General features: G+C 45.6%; 13 protein-coding genes. All 13 read left to right on the top strand.

What is annotated here, in order from left to right; genetic code table 11:
- Nucleotides 1-255 precede the first annotated feature (255 nt).
- A complete protein-coding gene (leuC, locus tag MHI15_RS03605; RefSeq protein WP_076127568.1) occupies nt 256-1,680 on the top strand; it encodes a 3-isopropylmalate dehydratase large subunit in 1,425 nt (474 codons plus the stop codon).
- A 29-nt stretch (nt 1,681-1,709) separates the two neighbouring features.
- Entirely contained in the window at nt 1,710-2,312 is a 603-nt protein-coding gene (leuD, locus tag MHI15_RS03600; protein ID WP_076127570.1) for a 3-isopropylmalate dehydratase small subunit, read from the top strand.
- 186 nt (nt 2,313-2,498) lie between these two features.
- Nucleotides 2,499-4,091: an N-acetylmuramoyl-L-alanine amidase family protein gene (locus MHI15_RS03595; protein WP_081386262.1), complete on the top strand. Its 1,593-nt coding sequence runs from the start codon at nt 2,499-2,501 to the stop codon at nt 4,089-4,091.
- Nucleotides 4,092-4,241: 150 nt separating this feature from the next.
- On the top strand, nt 4,242-5,684 hold the full coding sequence (locus tag MHI15_RS03590) for an N-acetylmuramoyl-L-alanine amidase family protein (RefSeq protein ID WP_341164136.1): 1,443 nt from the start codon (nt 4,242-4,244) through the stop codon (nt 5,682-5,684).
- A gap of 116 nt (nt 5,685-5,800) precedes the next feature.
- Nucleotides 5,801-6,460, top strand: a complete 660-nt coding sequence (locus tag MHI15_RS03585; protein ID WP_076281440.1) for a GerMN domain-containing protein — start codon at nt 5,801-5,803, stop codon at nt 6,458-6,460.
- Nucleotides 6,461-6,547: 87 nt separating this feature from the next.
- Nucleotides 6,548-9,280, top strand: a complete 2,733-nt coding sequence (locus MHI15_RS03580; RefSeq protein ID WP_341164135.1) for an S-layer homology domain-containing protein — start codon at nt 6,548-6,550, stop codon at nt 9,278-9,280.
- Between the two features lie 313 nt (nt 9,281-9,593).
- Nucleotides 9,594-10,274: an endonuclease III gene (gene nth, locus MHI15_RS03575; protein WP_036676333.1), complete on the top strand. Its 681-nt coding sequence runs from the start codon at nt 9,594-9,596 to the stop codon at nt 10,272-10,274.
- 32 nt (nt 10,275-10,306) lie between these two features.
- The gene (locus MHI15_RS03570; protein ID WP_036676334.1) at nt 10,307-10,573 is read left to right on the top strand and encodes a hypothetical protein; all 267 of its coding nucleotides are present in this window, start codon (nt 10,307-10,309) and stop codon (nt 10,571-10,573) included.
- Nucleotides 10,574-10,917: 344 nt separating this feature from the next.
- Complete coding sequence (locus MHI15_RS03565; RefSeq protein ID WP_341164134.1) at nt 10,918-12,720, top strand: dynamin family protein; 1,803 nt, start codon at nt 10,918-10,920, stop codon at nt 12,718-12,720.
- A gap of 43 nt (nt 12,721-12,763) precedes the next feature.
- On the top strand, nt 12,764-14,602 hold the full coding sequence (locus MHI15_RS03560; protein WP_341164507.1) for a dynamin family protein: 1,839 nt from the start codon (nt 12,764-12,766) through the stop codon (nt 14,600-14,602).
- Nucleotides 14,603-14,751: 149 nt separating this feature from the next.
- Nucleotides 14,752-15,942 carry a formate-dependent phosphoribosylglycinamide formyltransferase gene (gene purT / locus MHI15_RS03555; RefSeq protein WP_076127580.1) on the top strand — a complete coding sequence of 397 codons (1,191 nt, stop codon included), beginning with the start codon at nt 14,752-14,754 and terminating at the stop codon, nt 15,940-15,942.
- Nucleotides 15,932-16,396: a GNAT family N-acetyltransferase gene (locus tag MHI15_RS03550; RefSeq protein WP_232061416.1), complete on the top strand. Its 465-nt coding sequence runs from the start codon at nt 15,932-15,934 to the stop codon at nt 16,394-16,396. Before purT ends, MHI15_RS03550 begins: the two co-directional genes overlap by 11 nt.
- Nucleotides 16,397-16,590: 194 nt before the next feature.
- Nucleotides 16,591-18,243, top strand: a complete 1,653-nt coding sequence (locus MHI15_RS03545; protein WP_076127582.1) for a response regulator — start codon at nt 16,591-16,593, stop codon at nt 18,241-18,243.
- Nucleotide 18,244: the final 1 nt, after the last annotated feature.

Raw genomic sequence — 18,244 nt, 5'->3', positions numbered from 1 at the left:
CGCAACGCTCCTACACCTCCCGGTTGCGGAAACGCTCCTACACATCCCGCTTGCGCAACGCTCCTACACATCCCGCTTGTGCATTGCACCTACATATTGTGCCTCAACATACTCTAACTCAGCTTATAGGTTCAGACTATCACTTTTATAGATATCATATCTTGGAATTATAAAGACAGGGGTGTTATATTTAGATCATTCAAGAGAGACTCCACGCTCTCTTCCAATGAACGATTCTATTAATGAGGTGAAATTATGAGCAACAAGACAATGTTTGAGAAGATTTGGGAGAATCACGTTATTCATCAAGAGGAAGGCAAACCTAGCATTATTTATATTGATCTGCATTTGGTTCATGAAGTTACTTCTCCGCAGGCTTTTGAAGGGCTTCGCCTCAGCAACCGGAAGGTTCGCCGTCCTGAGCTGACTTTCGCAACGATGGATCATAACGTACCAACTAAAGATCGTTTTAACATTAAAGATCCAATCTCCAAACAGCAAATTGATACCCTTTCTAAGAACTGTGCTGATTTTGGTGTAAGACTGTTCGATCTGAACGATATTGATCAAGGCGTTGTACACGTAATGGGTCCTGAAATCGGCTTGACACATCCTGGAAAAACTATCGTTTGCGGCGACAGCCATACCTCCACGCATGGTGCATTCGGCGCGCTGGCATTCGGTATCGGAACTAGTGAAGTTGAACATGTAATGGCTACCCAATGTTTGCAGCAATCCAAAGCTAAGACTATGGAAGTACGCTTTACAGGCAAACGCAACCCTGGCGTAACAGCAAAAGATATGATCCTGGGTGTTATTGCTAAATACGGTACTGATTTTGCCACAGGTTATGTAATTGAGTATACAGGCGAAGCTATTCGTGAATTGTCGATGGAAGAACGTATGACTGTCTGCAATATGTCGATCGAAGGCGGAGCAAGAGCTGGCTTGATTGCCCCTGATGAAACTACTTTTAATTATCTGCGTGGACGTCAATACGTACCGCAAGGCGAAGCTTATGATGCTGCTGTAGAAGCATGGAAGAGTCTTGTAAGTGACGAGGGCGCCCAGTACGATACGGTTGTTGAATTTGATGTGGAAACATTGATTCCACAAGTGACCTGGGGGACTAGCCCGGGCATGGGAACTGACATCAACTCCAGCGTTCCGAATCCGGCGGACTTCACCACTGAAAATGAACGTAAAGCTGCTGAAAAAGCGCTTGAATATATGGATTTGACTCCTGGAACACCTATTTCCGAAATTCCGATTGATTATGTATTTATCGGTTCCTGCACTAACGGGCGGATCGAAGATTTGAGAGCTGCAGCAGTGGTAGCTAAAGGTCATAAGGTGTCTGAAAAGGTTACTGCCATTGTTGTTCCAGGCTCGGGCCGTGTTAAGATGCAGGCTGAGAAAGAAGGACTTGATAAAGTCTTTACTGACGCTGGCTTTGAATGGCGTGAAGCGGGATGCAGCATGTGCTTGGCCATGAACCCGGATGTTCTGCAGCCTGGACAACGCTGTGCATCTACCTCGAACCGTAACTTTGAAGGACGCCAAGGACGCGGAGGACGTACACATCTTGTATCTCCAGCTATGGCAGCCGCAGCTGCGATCAAAGGTCGTTTCACTGATGTACGTGATTGGAATTATAAGACGGAAGCCGTCAGCTCATAGAACTAGAGAGAACACGGGAGGATAAAACTATGGATGCTTTTAAAAAATTAACAGGAATTGTTGCACCAGTTGACCGGGTAAATGTAGATACGGATGCGATTATTCCAAAACAGTTTTTGAAACGGATTGAACGGACGGGATTTGGACAGTTTTTGTTCTATGAATGGCGTTTTGATGAAGAAGGTAACGATAATCCAGCCTTCGAAATGAATAAACCACGTTATCAAGGGGCTTCTGTTCTGATCTCACGCGCTAACTTTGGCTGTGGATCCTCTCGGGAGCATGCACCATGGGCGATTATGGATTACGGGTTCAGAGTTGTAATTGCACCTTCTTATGCGGATATCTTCTACAATAACTGCTTTAAGAACGGCATTCTGCCGATTAAGCTTTCGGAAGAGCAAGTGGATGAATTGTTCAAACGGACAGCTGAGCATGAGGACTACAAGCTGACAGTTGATCTTGAGAACAATGCTTTACAAGATGAATTCGGACTGAGCATCAGCTTTGATCTGGATGAGCACCGTCGTCAATTCCTGCTGCAAGGCTTGGATGATATCGGTTTGACCCTTCAACATGCAGATGAAATTGCTGCTTATGAAGAGCGTCATGCTGCAAAGCTATTCTCTTAAAAAGAGGATATAACTGGTCTGATTCTTAAACTTTACAAAAAATACGCAAAACTTCTATTTCCGGGTGTCGGAAATAGAAGTTTTTTTGCTATAATCGATATATTCATTGGTCATTAAGGAAACATTTGGTGATTTCTGTCGTCTAAATACTTATCTAGGATCTATTACTTGCAGAAGGAGCGGAAAATGAGAATGAGAAGAGCTGGGCTTCGTGTATTGCTGCTTTTGTTACTGCCTTTATTATTTTTAACATCCACCGGACAAGAAGCTGCCGCAGCTGGTAGCAGCACAGGCAGAATTATTATGGACAATCAGGAACTTGCTTTGCCAAAAGGAATTAAACTCGAAAATGTAAATGGTAGCGTTATGATTCCGGTCAGAGTGGTAGTAGAGAATCTTGGATTCGAGGTGTTATGGGAGCAGCAGACCCGGAAAGTAACCGTTCACCAGGATGGTAAAAGCATTGAGCTGGCGGTAGGACGGAAAACAGCTGATGCAGATGGGGTGACATTTGATTTAAATGCAGCTCCTAAGCAGAGTGGCGGCACAGTACTTGTTCCAATTCGTTTCGTAAGCGAGCAGTTCGGCTTAAAGGTGGGCTGGGATAATGTTGATAAAACCGTCTATTTGACAGGTGGACAAGTTAGCAATCCTGCAATGACACCTGAGGGGAATACTACCAATCCAACAGCAACTAATACACCTGCTCCAACTCCAAGTGCTACGCCGGGAAGTGACAACGGGACAACTGCTGGCAGTGTAGTAACTTCACCCAGCCCGACACCAGTTCCACAAACAACTACGGCACCGGGAAGCACAGCAGGAATTCCAACAGGCCCTCTAGTAAACGGGGCAGTATTCACTGAGAACCGACTTATTATCGCTGTGTCGGGGGCTACTAAGCCAAACGTTACAAAAATGAGCAACCCTGATCGAATCGTCGTAGATTTTCCGGGTGCTGCGTTCGATCCGAATTTCATTGGAAGTCTTACGGGTGTTACCACCACTGGCGGTCCACAGGGTAAGCTGGACGTTGCCGGCTACCCGCTCGTTTCTGAGATCCGTTATGCACTGTTCAGTGTGAGTCCGTCCACTGTCAGATTCGTAATTCAAACGGTTGGAAATCAACCGTACCAGCTTAGTACGGATGAAAGCACCGGGCTTGTTACGATTGATTTGAATGTAACTAACAACGGAGGCAACACCACAGGGGCTAATGGAACGTTAGGTAAGCCAATTGTAGTTCTAGATGCGGGTCATGGCGGAACTCAATCAGGAGCTGTCAGTCTCACAGGTAAGCTGGAAAAAGACTTCAATCTGGCCGTCATCCGCAAAGTACAAACACTGTTAACGCAGGAAGCATTAGTTGACGTGGTGTTTACTCGAACTGACGATGCTACATTGGGGCTTCAGGATCGCGTGAAAATTGCGGAGGCTGCTAAAGCGAATCTCTTTATTTCAGTGCACGCGAATTCGCTAGAGGTTGGATATCCAAATAGAGATAAAATAAATGGCAGTGAAACCTATTATTCTCGCAGTGATAGTCTGCCTCTTGCTCAGATTATGCATAAGCATTTATTAGCCGCTACTGGTTTTAAAGACAACGGGATTCGTACGAAAAGCCTTCATGTTACACGGGAAACCACAATGCCAGCAGTCTTGCTAGAGGTAGGATATCTTACAAATTCAGGAAATGAATCGGCGATGTATAGTGAGCAGCTTCAAGAGAAATTAGCGAGAGAAATTGTTGCCGGAATTAAGGAATATCTGGGGCTTTAACACTTGCGGTTGGTGAGATTTCTCAATTTTTATGGAATATATTCGCAACCTTTATAGATTACCAGCGTCTAATAGAGGTCTGAGGTTGACGGAGACAGGGGCACCACGATCGCCATTCACAGGCGAATACTAGATTCTTAGAGGTGAAGAATGAAGAAATTCAGTTTGATGTTGTTATTGTTGCTCTTTGTGTTGGTTTTGCCTGAGCATGGACATGCTGCTGCCGCGGATAGCAAGATTTATCTAGACGGCAAAGAGATTACTGCAGGGCAAAAAGTACCGGTTGAAAATGTGAATGATACTATCATGGTACCGTTGAGATTGATCTCCGAGAGTCTTGGTTATACCGTGGGCTGGGATCAAAAAAGCAAAACGGTGACGATTGAACAGCAAGGGAAGGTAATCAAACTTATTGTTAATCAAAAGACAGCTTCGGTTGATGACAAAACAGTACAGCTTACCACTGCGCCTGTCCTGCGGAGTGATACGACACTTGTACCTATACGGTTCATAAGTGAGCAGTTTGGTCTCACCGTCACTTGGGATAATGCGAAGAAGATCGTGTATCTTATTACCCCAGGATCCTCAAATGAAAACGGCAGTTCTGATGGGAACTCTGGAAATGGTGGATCTGAAGTTGTTGTTCCGCCGGTAGATCCTACTAAAAATTTAACCATGATAAATGGTTTGAGCTTTAGTGAGAATCGTTTAAGCATTGCGATGGAAGGTAATTCCGAGCCAAAAGTAAGTGTAATGACAGGGCCGGATCGGTTAGTTATTGATTTTCCTAATGCCACTTTCTCAGATCTGTTTGGTACGGGACAAGTTCTTGATCCTGATCTGAATGGTAAACTGGAAGTGAAGGATTATCCTGATGTATCAGGTGTCCGGTATTCGCTTTATAGCTCCAATCCTTATACTGTTCGTTTTGTAATTGATTTGAATTATCCTAAGAATTATAACATCAGCGTCTCTGGGACGGATTCTAAGTTGGTTATCATTGACCTGAATGCAGAAAGTACGGATGATACTTCAACACAGCCAGGTAATGATGGCAAGAAGCTCGTAGTACTGGATGCGGGGCACGGAGCCAAAGATTCTGGTGCAGTAGGAGTAACAGGAAAATACGAAAAGAATTTTAATTTAGCTATAGTACTTAAGACAGCAGCATTGCTGAAAAAAGAAAGTAATATCGATGTCGTACTGACACGCAGTGACGATACATTCTTGGAGCTCAAGGATAGAGCGGCTATGGCTAATAATTTAAAAGCAGATCTATTCATTTCTGTACATGCTAACAGTTCCGCATCTTCTGCGGCAAGCGGGACAGAAACGTATTATCAGCGGGAAGCCAGTAAGGCCTTAGCGAAAGTAATGCATAAGTATCTTGTTGAGGCTACAGGGCTTAGTGATCGCGGTGTACGATACGGAAATTTCCATGTCATTCGTGAAACGAAAATGCCTGCTGTTCTACTTGAAGTAGGATACCTTAGCAATAAGAAGGATGAGACATTGCTCTTTACGGAAGCATTACAAAATAAAGTTGCTGCTTCAATAGTGAGTGGGATCAAGGAATATTTGGGTATAAAATAACAGACCAGTGGCAGACGAGCGCCGCAAAGTCAGCTTTCTGCTTTTATCAATAAAAAGGCAAGAAGTGGTTTTGCGGTACCTGTCTGCCCGTATTCATCTAGAGGAGGCGTTTATTAATGTTTAAACAAAAATGGACTATGGTTGGGGTTGCTGCGCTACTTCTACTAGTGATAGCTGGCTGTGGAGATAAGCCTACTGCAGCTCCTGCTAATGGAGTGGAGCAAGATACTACAAACGTTGTAAGTGGTGCTGGAGAAAGTACCCCAGCTCCATCTGATGATCAGGAAACCGAAGTGGCTAGCACTCCGCAACCGACAGCAGATAATACTAATGCAGAAACTCAGCCATCTTCGAAGCCGGTAGAAAATGAGACACAAAAGCAAAGCCAGAGTATTGAAGTTTATTACACTGATTCGCAAATTATGGATTTAGTGCCTGCTAAGACTACGATTAACTACTCTGACGATGTTGAGAAATATACAGAGACGTTCAAAGCACTGCAAAGTAGTGAGAATACAGATCTTGTACCTTTGTGGGGGAAAATTGAACTGAAATCATTAAAATTCGTAGAGGGTCAAATCGTAATGGATATTCATAAACCAGATGAAGCTCAGCTTGGTGCGGGTGGAGAATCCTTTGCCATTACTTCACTTGCCAAAACTTATTTTCAATTTGCGGAAGTAAAGAGTATCGAAGTTTTAGTTGATGGTGAAAAGGTAGAAAGTCTAATGGGCCATGTGGATCTATTGCATCCTATGACTAGAGATAATTCTTAATTGGTTATGCAACAAAGGAATTAGGTATCTAGCTGACGAATTTTTAAACATACTATTTATTTGAGTCATAGAGAGGGGAATAATCTATTGTCCGCGCAAAAAAGGTCAAAACGTCCATTGAAGGCTTATTCTAATAAAGCAGTGTCGGCTGTTATGGCTGGTGTTATGGTTTTTGGTGGTGCAAGTGCAGTGTTTGCAGACACAGCTGCCACTACACCGACATCAACCACTACACAATCTGTAGGGATTTTTAGCGATGTGAAGACAGGCTTCTGGGCTGAAAAACATATTTATAAACTCGCTTCACAAGGAATTGTGGTTGGGAATAATGGATTGTTCCGTCCGGGTGATTCTGTAACTCAGCAGGAAGCAGTGCTTATGGCCCTGCGGTTTATGAAGCTGCAGGATAAAGTGGATGCTTCTTCTGCGGTAGCATTGCCTACAGATTTTAAGGTTACGAATTATTACAAGGATTATGTTGTGTTAGCTTTTCAACAAGGATTACTCGATAAAGCAACCGAAATGGCTCCAGATAATCTGAAGACTTCTTGGGGGGAGCGTAAAGCATCCCGGGAATGGATTGCGGAGCTGTTAATCCGCTCCCTTGGAAAAAGCGCAGATGCAGCAGGGGCCGCTAGTGAGCCAACAGGCTTTGCGGATGATACCAAAGTGTCTGCCAACAAACGTGGTTACATCAACGTTGCCGTTGATTTAGGCCTAGCAAACGGACTTGACGGCAATCGTTTTGATCCGCAAGGTGCTGTAACACGTGCGCAATTGGCGACTTTTTTCAGTCGTGCTGAAGCTCACAATACGGTTGAATACGACAACACGGTATCAGGAACGATCAGTCAATTAGCAGATGGGAAACTATCCGTTTATAACAACGGAAAGACTTCTACATATACCCTGGGAGCAAGCACTGCTTATTACACAAGTGCCTCTGAAAGCAGAATCAATCTAAGTGATGTCCAACCCTACACTAAGGTTACTGTAATTGGTGCGACATATAACGCGGCTTATGTTGAAGTGACTGACCCTACACAACAAGTAGAGACTCTGTCAGGAAACTTCGCCATGGTAGCTCCAGGTAATAAGCTTTGGTTAAAGTCACCAACAGGGTTCACTGAATATTACTACGATGAGACTACTTCCTTTGTGGATGTAAATGGAGCTGGACTTGAACCTGCTTCGCTGGTAACAGACAGTGTAGTTTCACTGCAACGAGAAACGTATAGTGGTTCGCATAAAGTAGTAAAGGTTCAAGTGACTTCAGGGGTTGTTAACAAAACAACCACAGGCACTATTCAAAGTGTAGATCTTACTGGTAAAAGCATTACTTTCAAAAATACTGCGGGTACTGTAGAAACTTTTAAATGGGAAGATGGGACTTCATTATTCAGCTCCCAAGCATCAGTGCTGAAACCTGCAGATTTGAAGACAGGTAATGCGGTGAAATATACGATTCAAGATAATGTGATCCGCACTGTAGAAGTGACGGAAGGTGTTGAACGGACAGTTGAGGGGGTACTTACCGAGCTGACTAGTTCCACAGTTGTTTACAAAAAAGCAGACGGAAATCGTGAGGTTAAACTGCTTGGCACTAAACCGACGATTGTTATTCCGAACATGAGTGGAGCAGTAGCTGATGATCTTATTGCTGATGCAGTAGGTGGGGACAAGATTCAGGTTACCTTAAACAGCAGCGATCAAGTTACCAAAATTGAAGTGTTAAGCCGCCAAATTGAGCAGTATAGTGGAGCAACAATTGTGGATTATAATAGCAAAACACAGCTCCTTACAGTTATGGACAGCAGCAAAAAAGCCCATGTGGTTCAGTTGGATGAGAAAACAAAGCTGATTTATGAAGGTGCATTGCCTAACTTAACTAATATGGGTGCGAAACTTATCGAGAACCGCAAAGTTAATCTGAAGGCAATAGGACAGCGGGCTTTGTCTTTGGAAATTGTCACAAAGTACGAAGGAACTTTAACAGCTGTTAATTCTACGTCGAAAACTCTTGTTTTGAAGCTTAATGATGGACAAAGTTTAACGATGCCTTATCCGCAACTTGTTGATCTCTTTGGTAAGACTAGTCCTTCCCTAAGTGATATTCCTATTGGAAGCAATGTAACGGCTTCACTGACTACAGGTCAGGATCTGATAGCGGTATTGAAAGTGAAGACTGTGCTGCAAGTTGAAGCGGCAACCGTGAATTCTGGAACCAACCGTTTGGGCATCAAATGGAATGGGGGAACCAGTGATATTAATACTTTGGCAATCCCGTTGACCAATGAAGCTGGTGAGAGCATTAAGCTAACGGATTTAAAAGCGGGAGATTATCTTAATGTGACCTTTGATGGTAGCTCACCGCTGGCTATTCAAGCAGTTAAGCTCACAACAGGTCAGGTAAGTTCTGTAGATGCCGCTGGGAATAGCGTAGTCGTGAAGGATTATGCTGGAGCTGCACAGACCTTAGCGGTAAGTGGAGGAGTCAAAATCATTCGTGACGGCTCGACAACGACTGCTCTTAGCAACTTGACGGCAGGGGACAGAGTAGAGATTCGCAAGGATCCGGATGGATCTACAACGATTCGTATTATGTCTCAGCTCAGTAGAACATTCTCACGTTATGAGAGTGCAACAAACTCATTGGTGACGAAGAGACCTAATTTGAACGATAAATATCAATTTTTTGTTCCTGCTAATGTTTATATTCATCAGGGAGATTCGACTTTATCCGTGCAATCTTTGAAAGAAAATGATAATATTATAATGTATTTCAATAATGATATTTTGGTTGAAATTGTGAAACAATAGTTGCAATGGTGGATTTCTGAGTGAATCACCGTCTTGACACAGGGGGCTTTACCTGCGTCAAGACGTTTTTTTTGAAATATAAGAAAGTATAAGTATTGCTCCTATACTGTATGTCTTATATTTCTCGCTTAAACGCTTACTGTTCTTATTAGGATAATCCAGGCGTTAATACTTGAAATATAATGCCAGTATCGTATGTGTTGAAATGTATGAATCCATACGTTATAATACATACTTTGCTTATATTTCTAACATTTGAGGTGAGACGCTCGATAGAATTTTCTGAGCGTTTTTGCTCCGTGGAGGGGACACTATGAAAGCTGCAGACGTCCGCCACATTTTGGATACGATTGGAGATTTGTTTCCGGATGCACATTGCGAGCTGAATCACAGTAACGCTTTTGAATTGACAATAGCGGTGCTGCTGTCAGCCCAATGTACGGATGCAACGGTGAACAAAGTGACCGAGGACCTGTTCCAAAAGTACAAAGCCCCCATCGATTATATTTCTGTGCCGCTGGAGGAATTGGAGGGGGATATCCGGCGCATCGGCTTATATCGTAACAAAGCTAAGCATATCCAAAGCCTGTGCTCTATACTCATAGAACAGTATGGCGGAGAAGTGCCTGAGGCACATGACTTGCTTGTAACGTTGCCAGGAGTAGGTCGTAAAACCGCTAATGTAGTAGTATCCAACGCATTTGGAGTTCCTGCCATTGCTGTGGACACTCATGTGGAGCGGGTTGCTAAACGACTTGCATTGGCAGGCTGGAAAGATTCTGTGCTGGAAGTGGAGAAAAAGCTGATGAAGGCTGTGCCACGTGATGAATGGACGCTCACGCATCACCGGCTAATCTTTTTCGGACGATATCACTGTAAGGCTCAGAATCCAAAATGTCAGGTTTGTCCGCTCCTTGATGTATGTCGAGAGGGCAAAAAACGTATGAAAACGGCTGTCGTCAGGAAAGCTAAAGATCATACGCCAAAAAGTTAAAAGTTAGAGTTGAAGAAGAGGATGGGATAGAGATGAAATGCATTTCTGTATACACAGATAATTTTGAGGTATTCTCGGATATTTTTGACCGCGTAGTGGAAAGCCCGTTGGAAGAAAATGAAGAGCAAGAAGTAGAGGGCATTACGATCAGTCATTCCGGTGATGTGCCTGAGCACTATCTGGAGCGTATGTCTGTAAAACCAGAGGTTGTCGTAATGAGAGACAAATCTCGTGGATTGACTATTCTGCAGCACGGAAAAGTTTTTGAAATTCTGTTGCCTGTTTTGGAAACTGCATAATTGAGAAGTGACCTGAAATGGAGTCAGCCCTTGGGGCTGGCTCCTTTTTTTATTGAATATCCTTATATTTCTACGAGAAACGACTGTTGGCTTTACAGGACGACAACCACGCTTCTTTTTTGGTATCATTTCGTAGGAGATGATAGGTTATTTTGTAAGTAGTGTGTATTTAATTTGTGTCAAACTGGTGATAAACTGTAATTATTATTTATAAAAAATGTTCCGCGCTAAAGTTCAGAAATTGCACCTATATAAGTTTTGCATAAAAAAGAGCTTAAATCAGTATTCATGAATGGATTAAGATCAGTGCATGATTAGAAGGTAACTGTGGAGGTGGAATGTCTGTGGGAGCGGAACAGGTTAGAATTCAGAGAGAAACATTAAGTGAAACAGCATCGCAGCTTTCCCGGCTGAAAGATTTAATGCGCCACTGGGGCGACGAGAGTGCTGAACGAATATATGAAGATTTACAAAATAAAGAGGGTGGGAATGAACTGACCCTTGCTTTTTGTGGGCATTTCTCGGCAGGGAAATCCAGCATGATTAATCTTTTATGCGGCAGCTCAGTGTTGCCTTCCGGACCTGTGCCGACTAGTGCCAATATTGTTTCTATTCGCAGCGGGGCTCCACGAGTGCTTATCTATCCAAGGGTTGAGGGAAGTGGAAATGAATCTACCCCTGTAGAGACAACACCAGAAAGATTACAGGAATATTGTCGAAATGGCGGAGAATATTCCGCGATTGAAGTCTGGAATGAGATTCCTCTTCTAGGGAAGCATGGTGTTCTATTGGATACGCCTGGCGTAGATTCGACGGATGATGGCCACCAGGCCGCCACTCGTTCCGCGCTGCATTTAGCTGATGTCGTCTTTTATGTTATGGATTATAACCATGTACAGTCAGAGAATAATTTGGCTTTTGCCAAAAATCTTAGTGACTGGGGCAAACCGCTCTATCTTATTGTTAATCAGATAGACAAGCATAGAGAACAAGAAATTTCCATTGAAGAATATAAACGCCAGCTTGAAAATGCTTTCGAGCAGTGGGGGATTCATTGTGCGGGGATTCTGTTTACCTCACTCAAAATGAAAGAGCACCCACTGAATCATTGGGATAATCTGCTGAACCTTATAACAGAGCTGTTGGAGCATAGGGAACAATTGCTTCAATATAGCTTGTCACGTTCCATTCATCATACAGCAGATTCTTCGCTAACCGCGTTCCGTGAAGACCAGCAGGAGGAACGGGAAACTTTTTTAGCTGAGCTAGAGGGTGCAGAGGTTACAGTTGTGATGGAAGAGCTGAAATCGCTGGAAGAAGAGAAGGCACTGCTTGAGGAGCTGCCTCAGCAATCACGAGCTAGCCTGCGAAGTGATCTTGATGCCTTACTCAATAATGCTAACTTAATGCCTGCGGATGTTAGAGAGGCGGCAGGGAGCTATGTGGAGAGTGTCAGCTCAGGCTTCCGCTTAGGTTTGTTCTCTACAGCCGGACGGCGGGAGAAGGAACAAGACAAACGACTGGATGCCTGGCAAGGATTACTGGTCCGAGAGGTTTCCGCTCAGCTGGAATGGCATCTGATTCAGCTGGTACGTCAATGGGCGGAGAATCTCGGACTGTGGGCAGAGGAGGCAGAGACGACTCTGAAGCAAGGGTTCCCGGCGTTGAGCCAAGAATGGCTGGCGGCTGCAGTTAAGCCGGGAACGGGGAATAGCGGCGAGGCGCTGCTCAATTTCTGCCGCACACTTGCGGCAGAGCTGAAGAGCCAATTCCGCCGCGCTGCGCTGTTAGTTGGCGATGAGCTGCTGGCGAAGCTGCCATCGCTTATCGAGGAGCAGCGCGCGGAACTCCAGCGCCGCGAACAGGCCCTTACGCGGCAGGCGCGCGCTGCCCGCGCGCTAGCCGCCCTGGACCGCGCGGCTGACGCCCGCGCGCACGAGCTAGCGGCGCTGCTGCCGCCGCGCCGGACCCAACCCCGGCATCCTGCCGGAGGTGAGGGTCACCCCACGTGCGGCAACGCAGAGCGCCGCACCGCGGGAGATCCAGCCGCGCGAACGCGCCGCGGCTGGAAGCGCCGCCGCCGCAAGCTGGGCGGCGGGAACGGCTTCGCCGGCGGGCGGACGCCGCCGGCTCTCGGCAGCCGCTGACGCGCTGGCGGCTGCGGCAGAGCTGCTGCGCCGCGAGCCAGCGATGGCATCGGCGGCGCGCAGTCTGGCCGCACGGGCGGAGGATCTCGCCGGCGGCCGCTTTACCCTTGCACTGTTCGGTGCGTTCAGCGCAGGCAAATCTTCCTTCGCCAACGCTTTGCTCGGCGAAGAAGTACTGCCCGTGTCGCCACACCCTGCCACGGCCGCAGTTAACCGCATATTGGCGCCGGAAGGAGACTTCCGCCATGCCAGCGCGGTTGTAACGATGAAGAGCATGGCGGATTTCTGGGATGACATCTGCCATTCCTTCAGCGTGCTGCAGCTTGGAGAGCCGCAACAGGAGACGTGGACAGCAGTACTTGCGAGCCTGCCAACACGGGGAATTCACCCCTCTGCGCTGCCGCATGCAGGATTTCTAAGAGCCGCAGCATCCGGTTGGGCTGAAGCTGAGCCGCTATTAGGAACGGTGCGGACGGTTGATTTGGATGAATATCGAAACCTAGTTGCGGAAGAGACCCGGGCTTGCTTCGTGCAAGGGATTGACCTATATTATGCCTGTCCTTTGACGGAGAGCGGGATTGTGCTCGTAGATACACCAGGAGCAGATTCACTGCATGCACGCCACACTGGCGTAACCTTTAGTTACATGAAAAATGCGGATGCGATCTGTTTTGTGACCTATTATAACCACGCCTTTTCGAAGGCGGATCGCGGCCTCTTGGCCCAGCTGGGCCGCATTAAAGACAGCTTTTCTCTCGATAAAATGTTCTTTATTATTAATGCCTCCGATCTCGCTTCAAGCGAAGAAGAACTAGATGAGGTTAAAGCACATGTCGTTCAAAATCTGCGTGCCGGAGGTTTGCGGTCTCCGAGAATCTATGCTTTGTCCAGCTTGCTTGCTCTAGAAGCTAAAACTCAACATAATCACGATCTTTATGAAACCTCCCGCTTCAATGAATTTGAGCAAGCATTATCCAGCTTTGCTGGTGATGAGCTTCCACAGCTTTCACTTAACGCAGCTGCTGAGAGCATCGCATCGGTTCGGCGCCGGGCTGAGGAATGGCAGAATCTGGCTTCCAAGGCGGCGAGCGAGCGTGAAGCCGGGTTAAAAGAACTGCAGGAAAGGCGGCAGTTCGCCATGAAGCGGTTATCTCTTTTGGAGACTGAGGAACGTCCTAGCAGAGATCTAATTCATGAAAGTGAAGAACTGATCTATCATGTGTGCCAGCGGATTAGCTTCTCCTTCAACAGAAATTTTCAGGAATCTTTTCATCCCTCCTTACTGCGTGAGGATGCAGGTAATTTAAAAGCCATTTTCTCTGCCTGTGGTGCCGAACTAATACGTACTACTCAGCGCGAGCTTGAGCAAGAGCTATGGGCAACAACGCTGCGGCTAGAGGGCACGGGACGCAGGCTTGTACATGAAGCTGCTGAAGCGGCAGCTACAGAGCTACTCTTTTCCACGGAGGAATTTCATCTTATGGAGAATGAGGAGCAGGCTTGGCCATCTCCTAAGGATCTGGAATGCCAGCTTCAGCCTGTGCAGTGGTCCGCTTTATGGGGCCATTTCAAATCCCCGCGTTATTTCTTTGAGGGAACTGGGCGGGAGTTGGTCAAAGGTGCGGCAGAGCCGCTTTTGAAAGAAGCGGTTAATCTTGCAGCGGCAGAGCAGAAGGAAAAATTAATCGCTCATTACGTCGAGAATATCAGCAGAGAATTAAAATCTGCTGCCGAAAGCCTGCAAGAAGGGCTTGCGGAGCAAGAGAAAGCGATGTTAGATCTCCTTAAAGGGGGTGAGACTGCAGATCATTGGGGCCAAATAAGCCACCAATTATCACGTCTAGAACAAACTTTCGTTGATAAAGTCGACAAAGTTCTGTGAAGTTTGTAGGAAAATGTCGAAGAACACTTGCAATCTGGCGTATGATGGATGAAAATAAAGAAGCCTGAAAATATACAATGAAACTGTTACGTTTTCTGAAATTCATAAAAACGAGACAGTCAATTTGCCGAAAGAGGTTGGAATCGACAATGTGGGGAGCTCCTTTTTCAGCTCAAAGCCGCAAGCTGTTGCTGCTGGGCAGCGGGGAACTGGGTAAGGAAGTCATAATTGAAGCTCAACGCCTTGGCGTAGAGACCGTAGCTGTAGACCGTTATACCGATGCACCGGCGATGGGTGTAGCTCATCGTTCACATGTAATTGATATGCTGGATGCAGAGGCGCTGAAAGCGCTGATTCGCTCTGAGAAACCGGATGTCATTGTTCCGGAGATTGAGGCAATTGCCACTCATGCTCTTCAAGAGCTTGAAGAAGAAGGCTTTTTCGTTGTTCCGACGGCGCGGGCGGCTCGGCTGACCATGGACAGAGAAGGGATTCGTCGTCTTGCGGCTGAAGACCTTGGACTGCCAACTGCTGATTACCGTTTTGCGGATAGTCTGGAAGAGCTGCAACAAGCTATAGCCGAGCTAGGTACTCCTTATGTCATTAAGCCGATTATGAGTTCTTCTGGCAAGGGTCAGAGCGTATGCAAAAGCCCTGAGGATGCAGAAAACTGCTGGAACACTGCTTTGGTTGGAGCGAGAGCTAAAGGAACACGAGTTATCGTGGAGGCTTTTGTTACTTTTGAGAGCGAGATTACTCTTTTGACGGTGCGATCTGTGTCTGGTACGGTATTTTGTCCACCTATTGGACATATTCAGAAGGATGGAGATTACGTGGAATCCTGGCAGCCTCACTTTATGAAGCCAGAGCTGCTTGAAGAAGCGCAATCTATTGCAAAAGCAGTAACGGATCAGCTCGGAGGTTTCGGTATTTTTGGAGTGGAACTTTTTTTGACAGATCGAGGCGTATTGTTCAGTGAAGTGTCACCTAGACCCCATGATACGGGGATGGTCACGATGGCGACGCAGGATTTATCTCAATTTGCAGTGCATGTCAGAGCTATTCTTGGTTTTCCTGTCCAGTCAGTACAATTGCTGACACCTGGTGCCTCAGCTACGCTGAAGGCTGATGGAGAGGGACGAGCCTTTGCTGTGACCGGAATTGGTGAAGCTTTGGAACTGCCTAGGACTCAGGTTCGCGTATTTGGTAAACCGGAAGTTCGTCCTGGTCGGCGGATGGCAGTAGCGTTAAGTGCGGCAAAAGATGTGGAAATCGCGCGGACGATAGCCAAGCAGGCGGCGTCTATGCTAAAAGTGGAGGTATATGAGGATGAACAGTAGTACCATGGCACCTGTACTGGAAATTCGCAAATGCGGCTTGAATGATCTGGAGAGAGTTACAGCGCTTCTGCGGGAATTCGGCTATCCAACAACGCTAAGCGTGATGAAAGAGAGACTGGAAAGCATGGAGAACAGCAATCTCCAATGCACACTTGTAGCAGAGCTGAACAATGAAGTTGTGGGTATGATCGGCCTTAGACAGGTAAGCTCGTATTACAAACAGACAGATTGTATCACTGAGATTACTGCACTTATCGTATCAGAAGAACTCAGAGGAAACGGACTCGGTAAAAGACTTGTGGCCGCAGCAGAAGAATGGGCACGTGAGCAAGGTTGCTGTCAGCTTTTCCTTAGAAGTGGCAACCGCGTAGAACGCGCACCGGCACATGCTTTTTATCGTCATATCGGTTTCGAAAAGACAGCAGGCTATCGCTTTAACAAAGCGTTGCTATAATACTTATAGGTTACCGATCATCCCCATCCCAGCTACGGCGGGATGGTTTTTTTTTGCTCTGGAACTCTTTTTTTATATGTATTTAATATATTAATACCTAAAACTATTTAAATAACTTAACCATAGATGGATTGGTTTGAATCATATACAATAAAATTTATGACATCTAAAACGTTTCCAAAGAGGGATGAGACATGTATAAGCTAGTTCTTGCTGAAGATGAAGAAGACGTTAGGGAAGGCGTTATCGGGCAGATTGACTGGGAGCGTTACGGATTTGAGATTGTCGAGCAGGCGGAGAATGGACGGGAAGCTGCGGATGCCATAGACCGTTTGCTGCCGGATGTGGTAGTTACCGATATCCAAATGCCTTTTATGAATGGACTTCAGCTGGCTGAATGGATTCGTAGTCATCATCCTAACACTAAGATTATCATTTTGACTGGGTATGATGAATTTGAATATGCTCAGAAGGCGATAAAATTGCAAATTGATGAGTATATTTTGAAACCGTTCTCTTCACAGGAATTAATTGAAGTATTGCTTAAGGTTAGAGCCACTATCGAGGCTGAAATTGCAGAAAAAGAAAATGTATTTGTACTCAGTGAGCATTACCGGAAAAGTCTGCCTGTGTTAAGGGAGCAATTTTTATCGTCCCTTATTTCGCGTAGATTGCGTACGGATGAAATTGCTGAGAAAAGCACTGAATATGGCATAAAATTAACGGGACGGTGGTTTCAGGCTTCGGTAATTAGTGTGGATTATATTCGTCCTGAGCGGGAATCTGCTGGGGGTGCAACAGGCGGGCAAATTTCTTTACGAGACACTGGTGAAAAGAATTTACAGCTATTCGCTGTGCTGAATATTGCTGAAGAAATATGCTCGAAGCATGGTTTTGGAAGGGTGTTTATTCATCGTGATGAGGTCGTATTGCTCACAATCCATGAAGAAGGGGAAGAAACTGATATCACTGGAAAGACTTTTGAGCTTCTTGAAGAAATCCGCCAGAACGTACAGCGTTTTCTGAAGCTGACGGTAACGGCAGGCTCCGGAACGGTCTGTTCATCGCCTGCTTTGTTATTTAATTCTTTTGGGGATGCCTTGCAGGCATTAGATTATCGGCTTATTCTCGGCAATAACCGGGTGATCTGGATTGAGGACGTTGAGTCACGTTCCAGCACACTGCTAACCTATGATGAACTAACCCAGCAATCCTTAATCCGGACGATTAAACTAGGTACGGTGCAAGAACTCAAAGAGGTTGTTGAGGAGTTATTTGCCGGTCTTGACGCAGAGCAGGTGTCTACACAGGATTATCAGATTTTTTTGCTGGAGATTTTTACATCTATCCTGCGAGTGGCTAAAGAATCCGGCAGTGAAGCTGCAAAGTATATTGGTTCTGGCATTTCGTCGCTAACTGCCATCAATAAATTTAATAGTATGGCCGAAGCCAAGCAATGGATTATTGCAGTCTGTAGCGGTTTAATGGATACGATTGCATTAGAACGTCAATCTTCCTATAAGCTGCTTATTGATGAAGCTAAAGAATATATACGCAGCCACTATGTTGAATCTGATATTTCCATCGGCAAGGTTTGTCAGCATTTACATATAAGTACCGGCTATTTTAGCAGTATTTTTAAGAAGGAAATGAAAATGACGTTCGTTAGTTATCTTTTGCAAATTAGGTTAGAGGCAGCCAAGGAACTTTTGCGGTCCACGGAGCTGAGGGCTTTTGAAATCGCAGAAAAAATAGGTTTTGCCGATCCTAACTATTTCAGCTTTTGTTTCCGCAAAAAATATGGCCAATCTCCTAAAGAGTATAAAAACAGCTCCAGAGGAGGGTAAA

The sequence above is a fragment of the Paenibacillus sp. FSL H7-0918 genome (assembly GCF_038007025.1).
In the GTDB taxonomy this organism is placed as follows: domain Bacteria; phylum Bacillota; class Bacilli; order Paenibacillales; family Paenibacillaceae; genus Paenibacillus_AQ; species Paenibacillus_AQ odorifer.
Note: the sequence above shows the minus strand (reverse complement) of the source record. Positions and strands in the feature narration are given on the sequence as shown.

What these genes read in the sequence shown, in the direction of transcription:
- leuC (WP_076127568.1), top strand. Translation starts at nt 256, where the DNA reads ATGAGCAACAAGACAATGTTTGAGAAGATTTGGGAGAATCACGTTATT.
- leuD (WP_076127570.1), top strand. Translation starts at nt 1,710, where the DNA reads ATGGATGCTTTTAAAAAATTAACAGGAATTGTTGCACCAGTTGACCGG.
- MHI15_RS03595 (WP_081386262.1), top strand. Translation starts at nt 2,499, where the DNA reads ATGAGAATGAGAAGAGCTGGGCTTCGTGTATTGCTGCTTTTGTTACTG.
- MHI15_RS03590 (WP_341164136.1), top strand. Translation starts at nt 4,242, where the DNA reads ATGAAGAAATTCAGTTTGATGTTGTTATTGTTGCTCTTTGTGTTGGTT.
- MHI15_RS03585 (WP_076281440.1), top strand. Translation starts at nt 5,801, where the DNA reads ATGTTTAAACAAAAATGGACTATGGTTGGGGTTGCTGCGCTACTTCTA.
- nth (WP_036676333.1), top strand. Translation starts at nt 9,594, where the DNA reads ATGAAAGCTGCAGACGTCCGCCACATTTTGGATACGATTGGAGATTTG.
- MHI15_RS03570 (WP_036676334.1), top strand. Translation starts at nt 10,307, where the DNA reads ATGAAATGCATTTCTGTATACACAGATAATTTTGAGGTATTCTCGGAT.
- MHI15_RS03560 (WP_341164507.1), top strand. Translation starts at nt 12,764, where the DNA reads ATGGCATCGGCGGCGCGCAGTCTGGCCGCACGGGCGGAGGATCTCGCC.
- purT (WP_076127580.1), top strand. Translation starts at nt 14,752, where the DNA reads ATGTGGGGAGCTCCTTTTTCAGCTCAAAGCCGCAAGCTGTTGCTGCTG.
- MHI15_RS03550 (WP_232061416.1), top strand. Translation starts at nt 15,932, where the DNA reads ATGAACAGTAGTACCATGGCACCTGTACTGGAAATTCGCAAATGCGGC.
- MHI15_RS03545 (WP_076127582.1), top strand. Translation starts at nt 16,591, where the DNA reads ATGTATAAGCTAGTTCTTGCTGAAGATGAAGAAGACGTTAGGGAAGGC.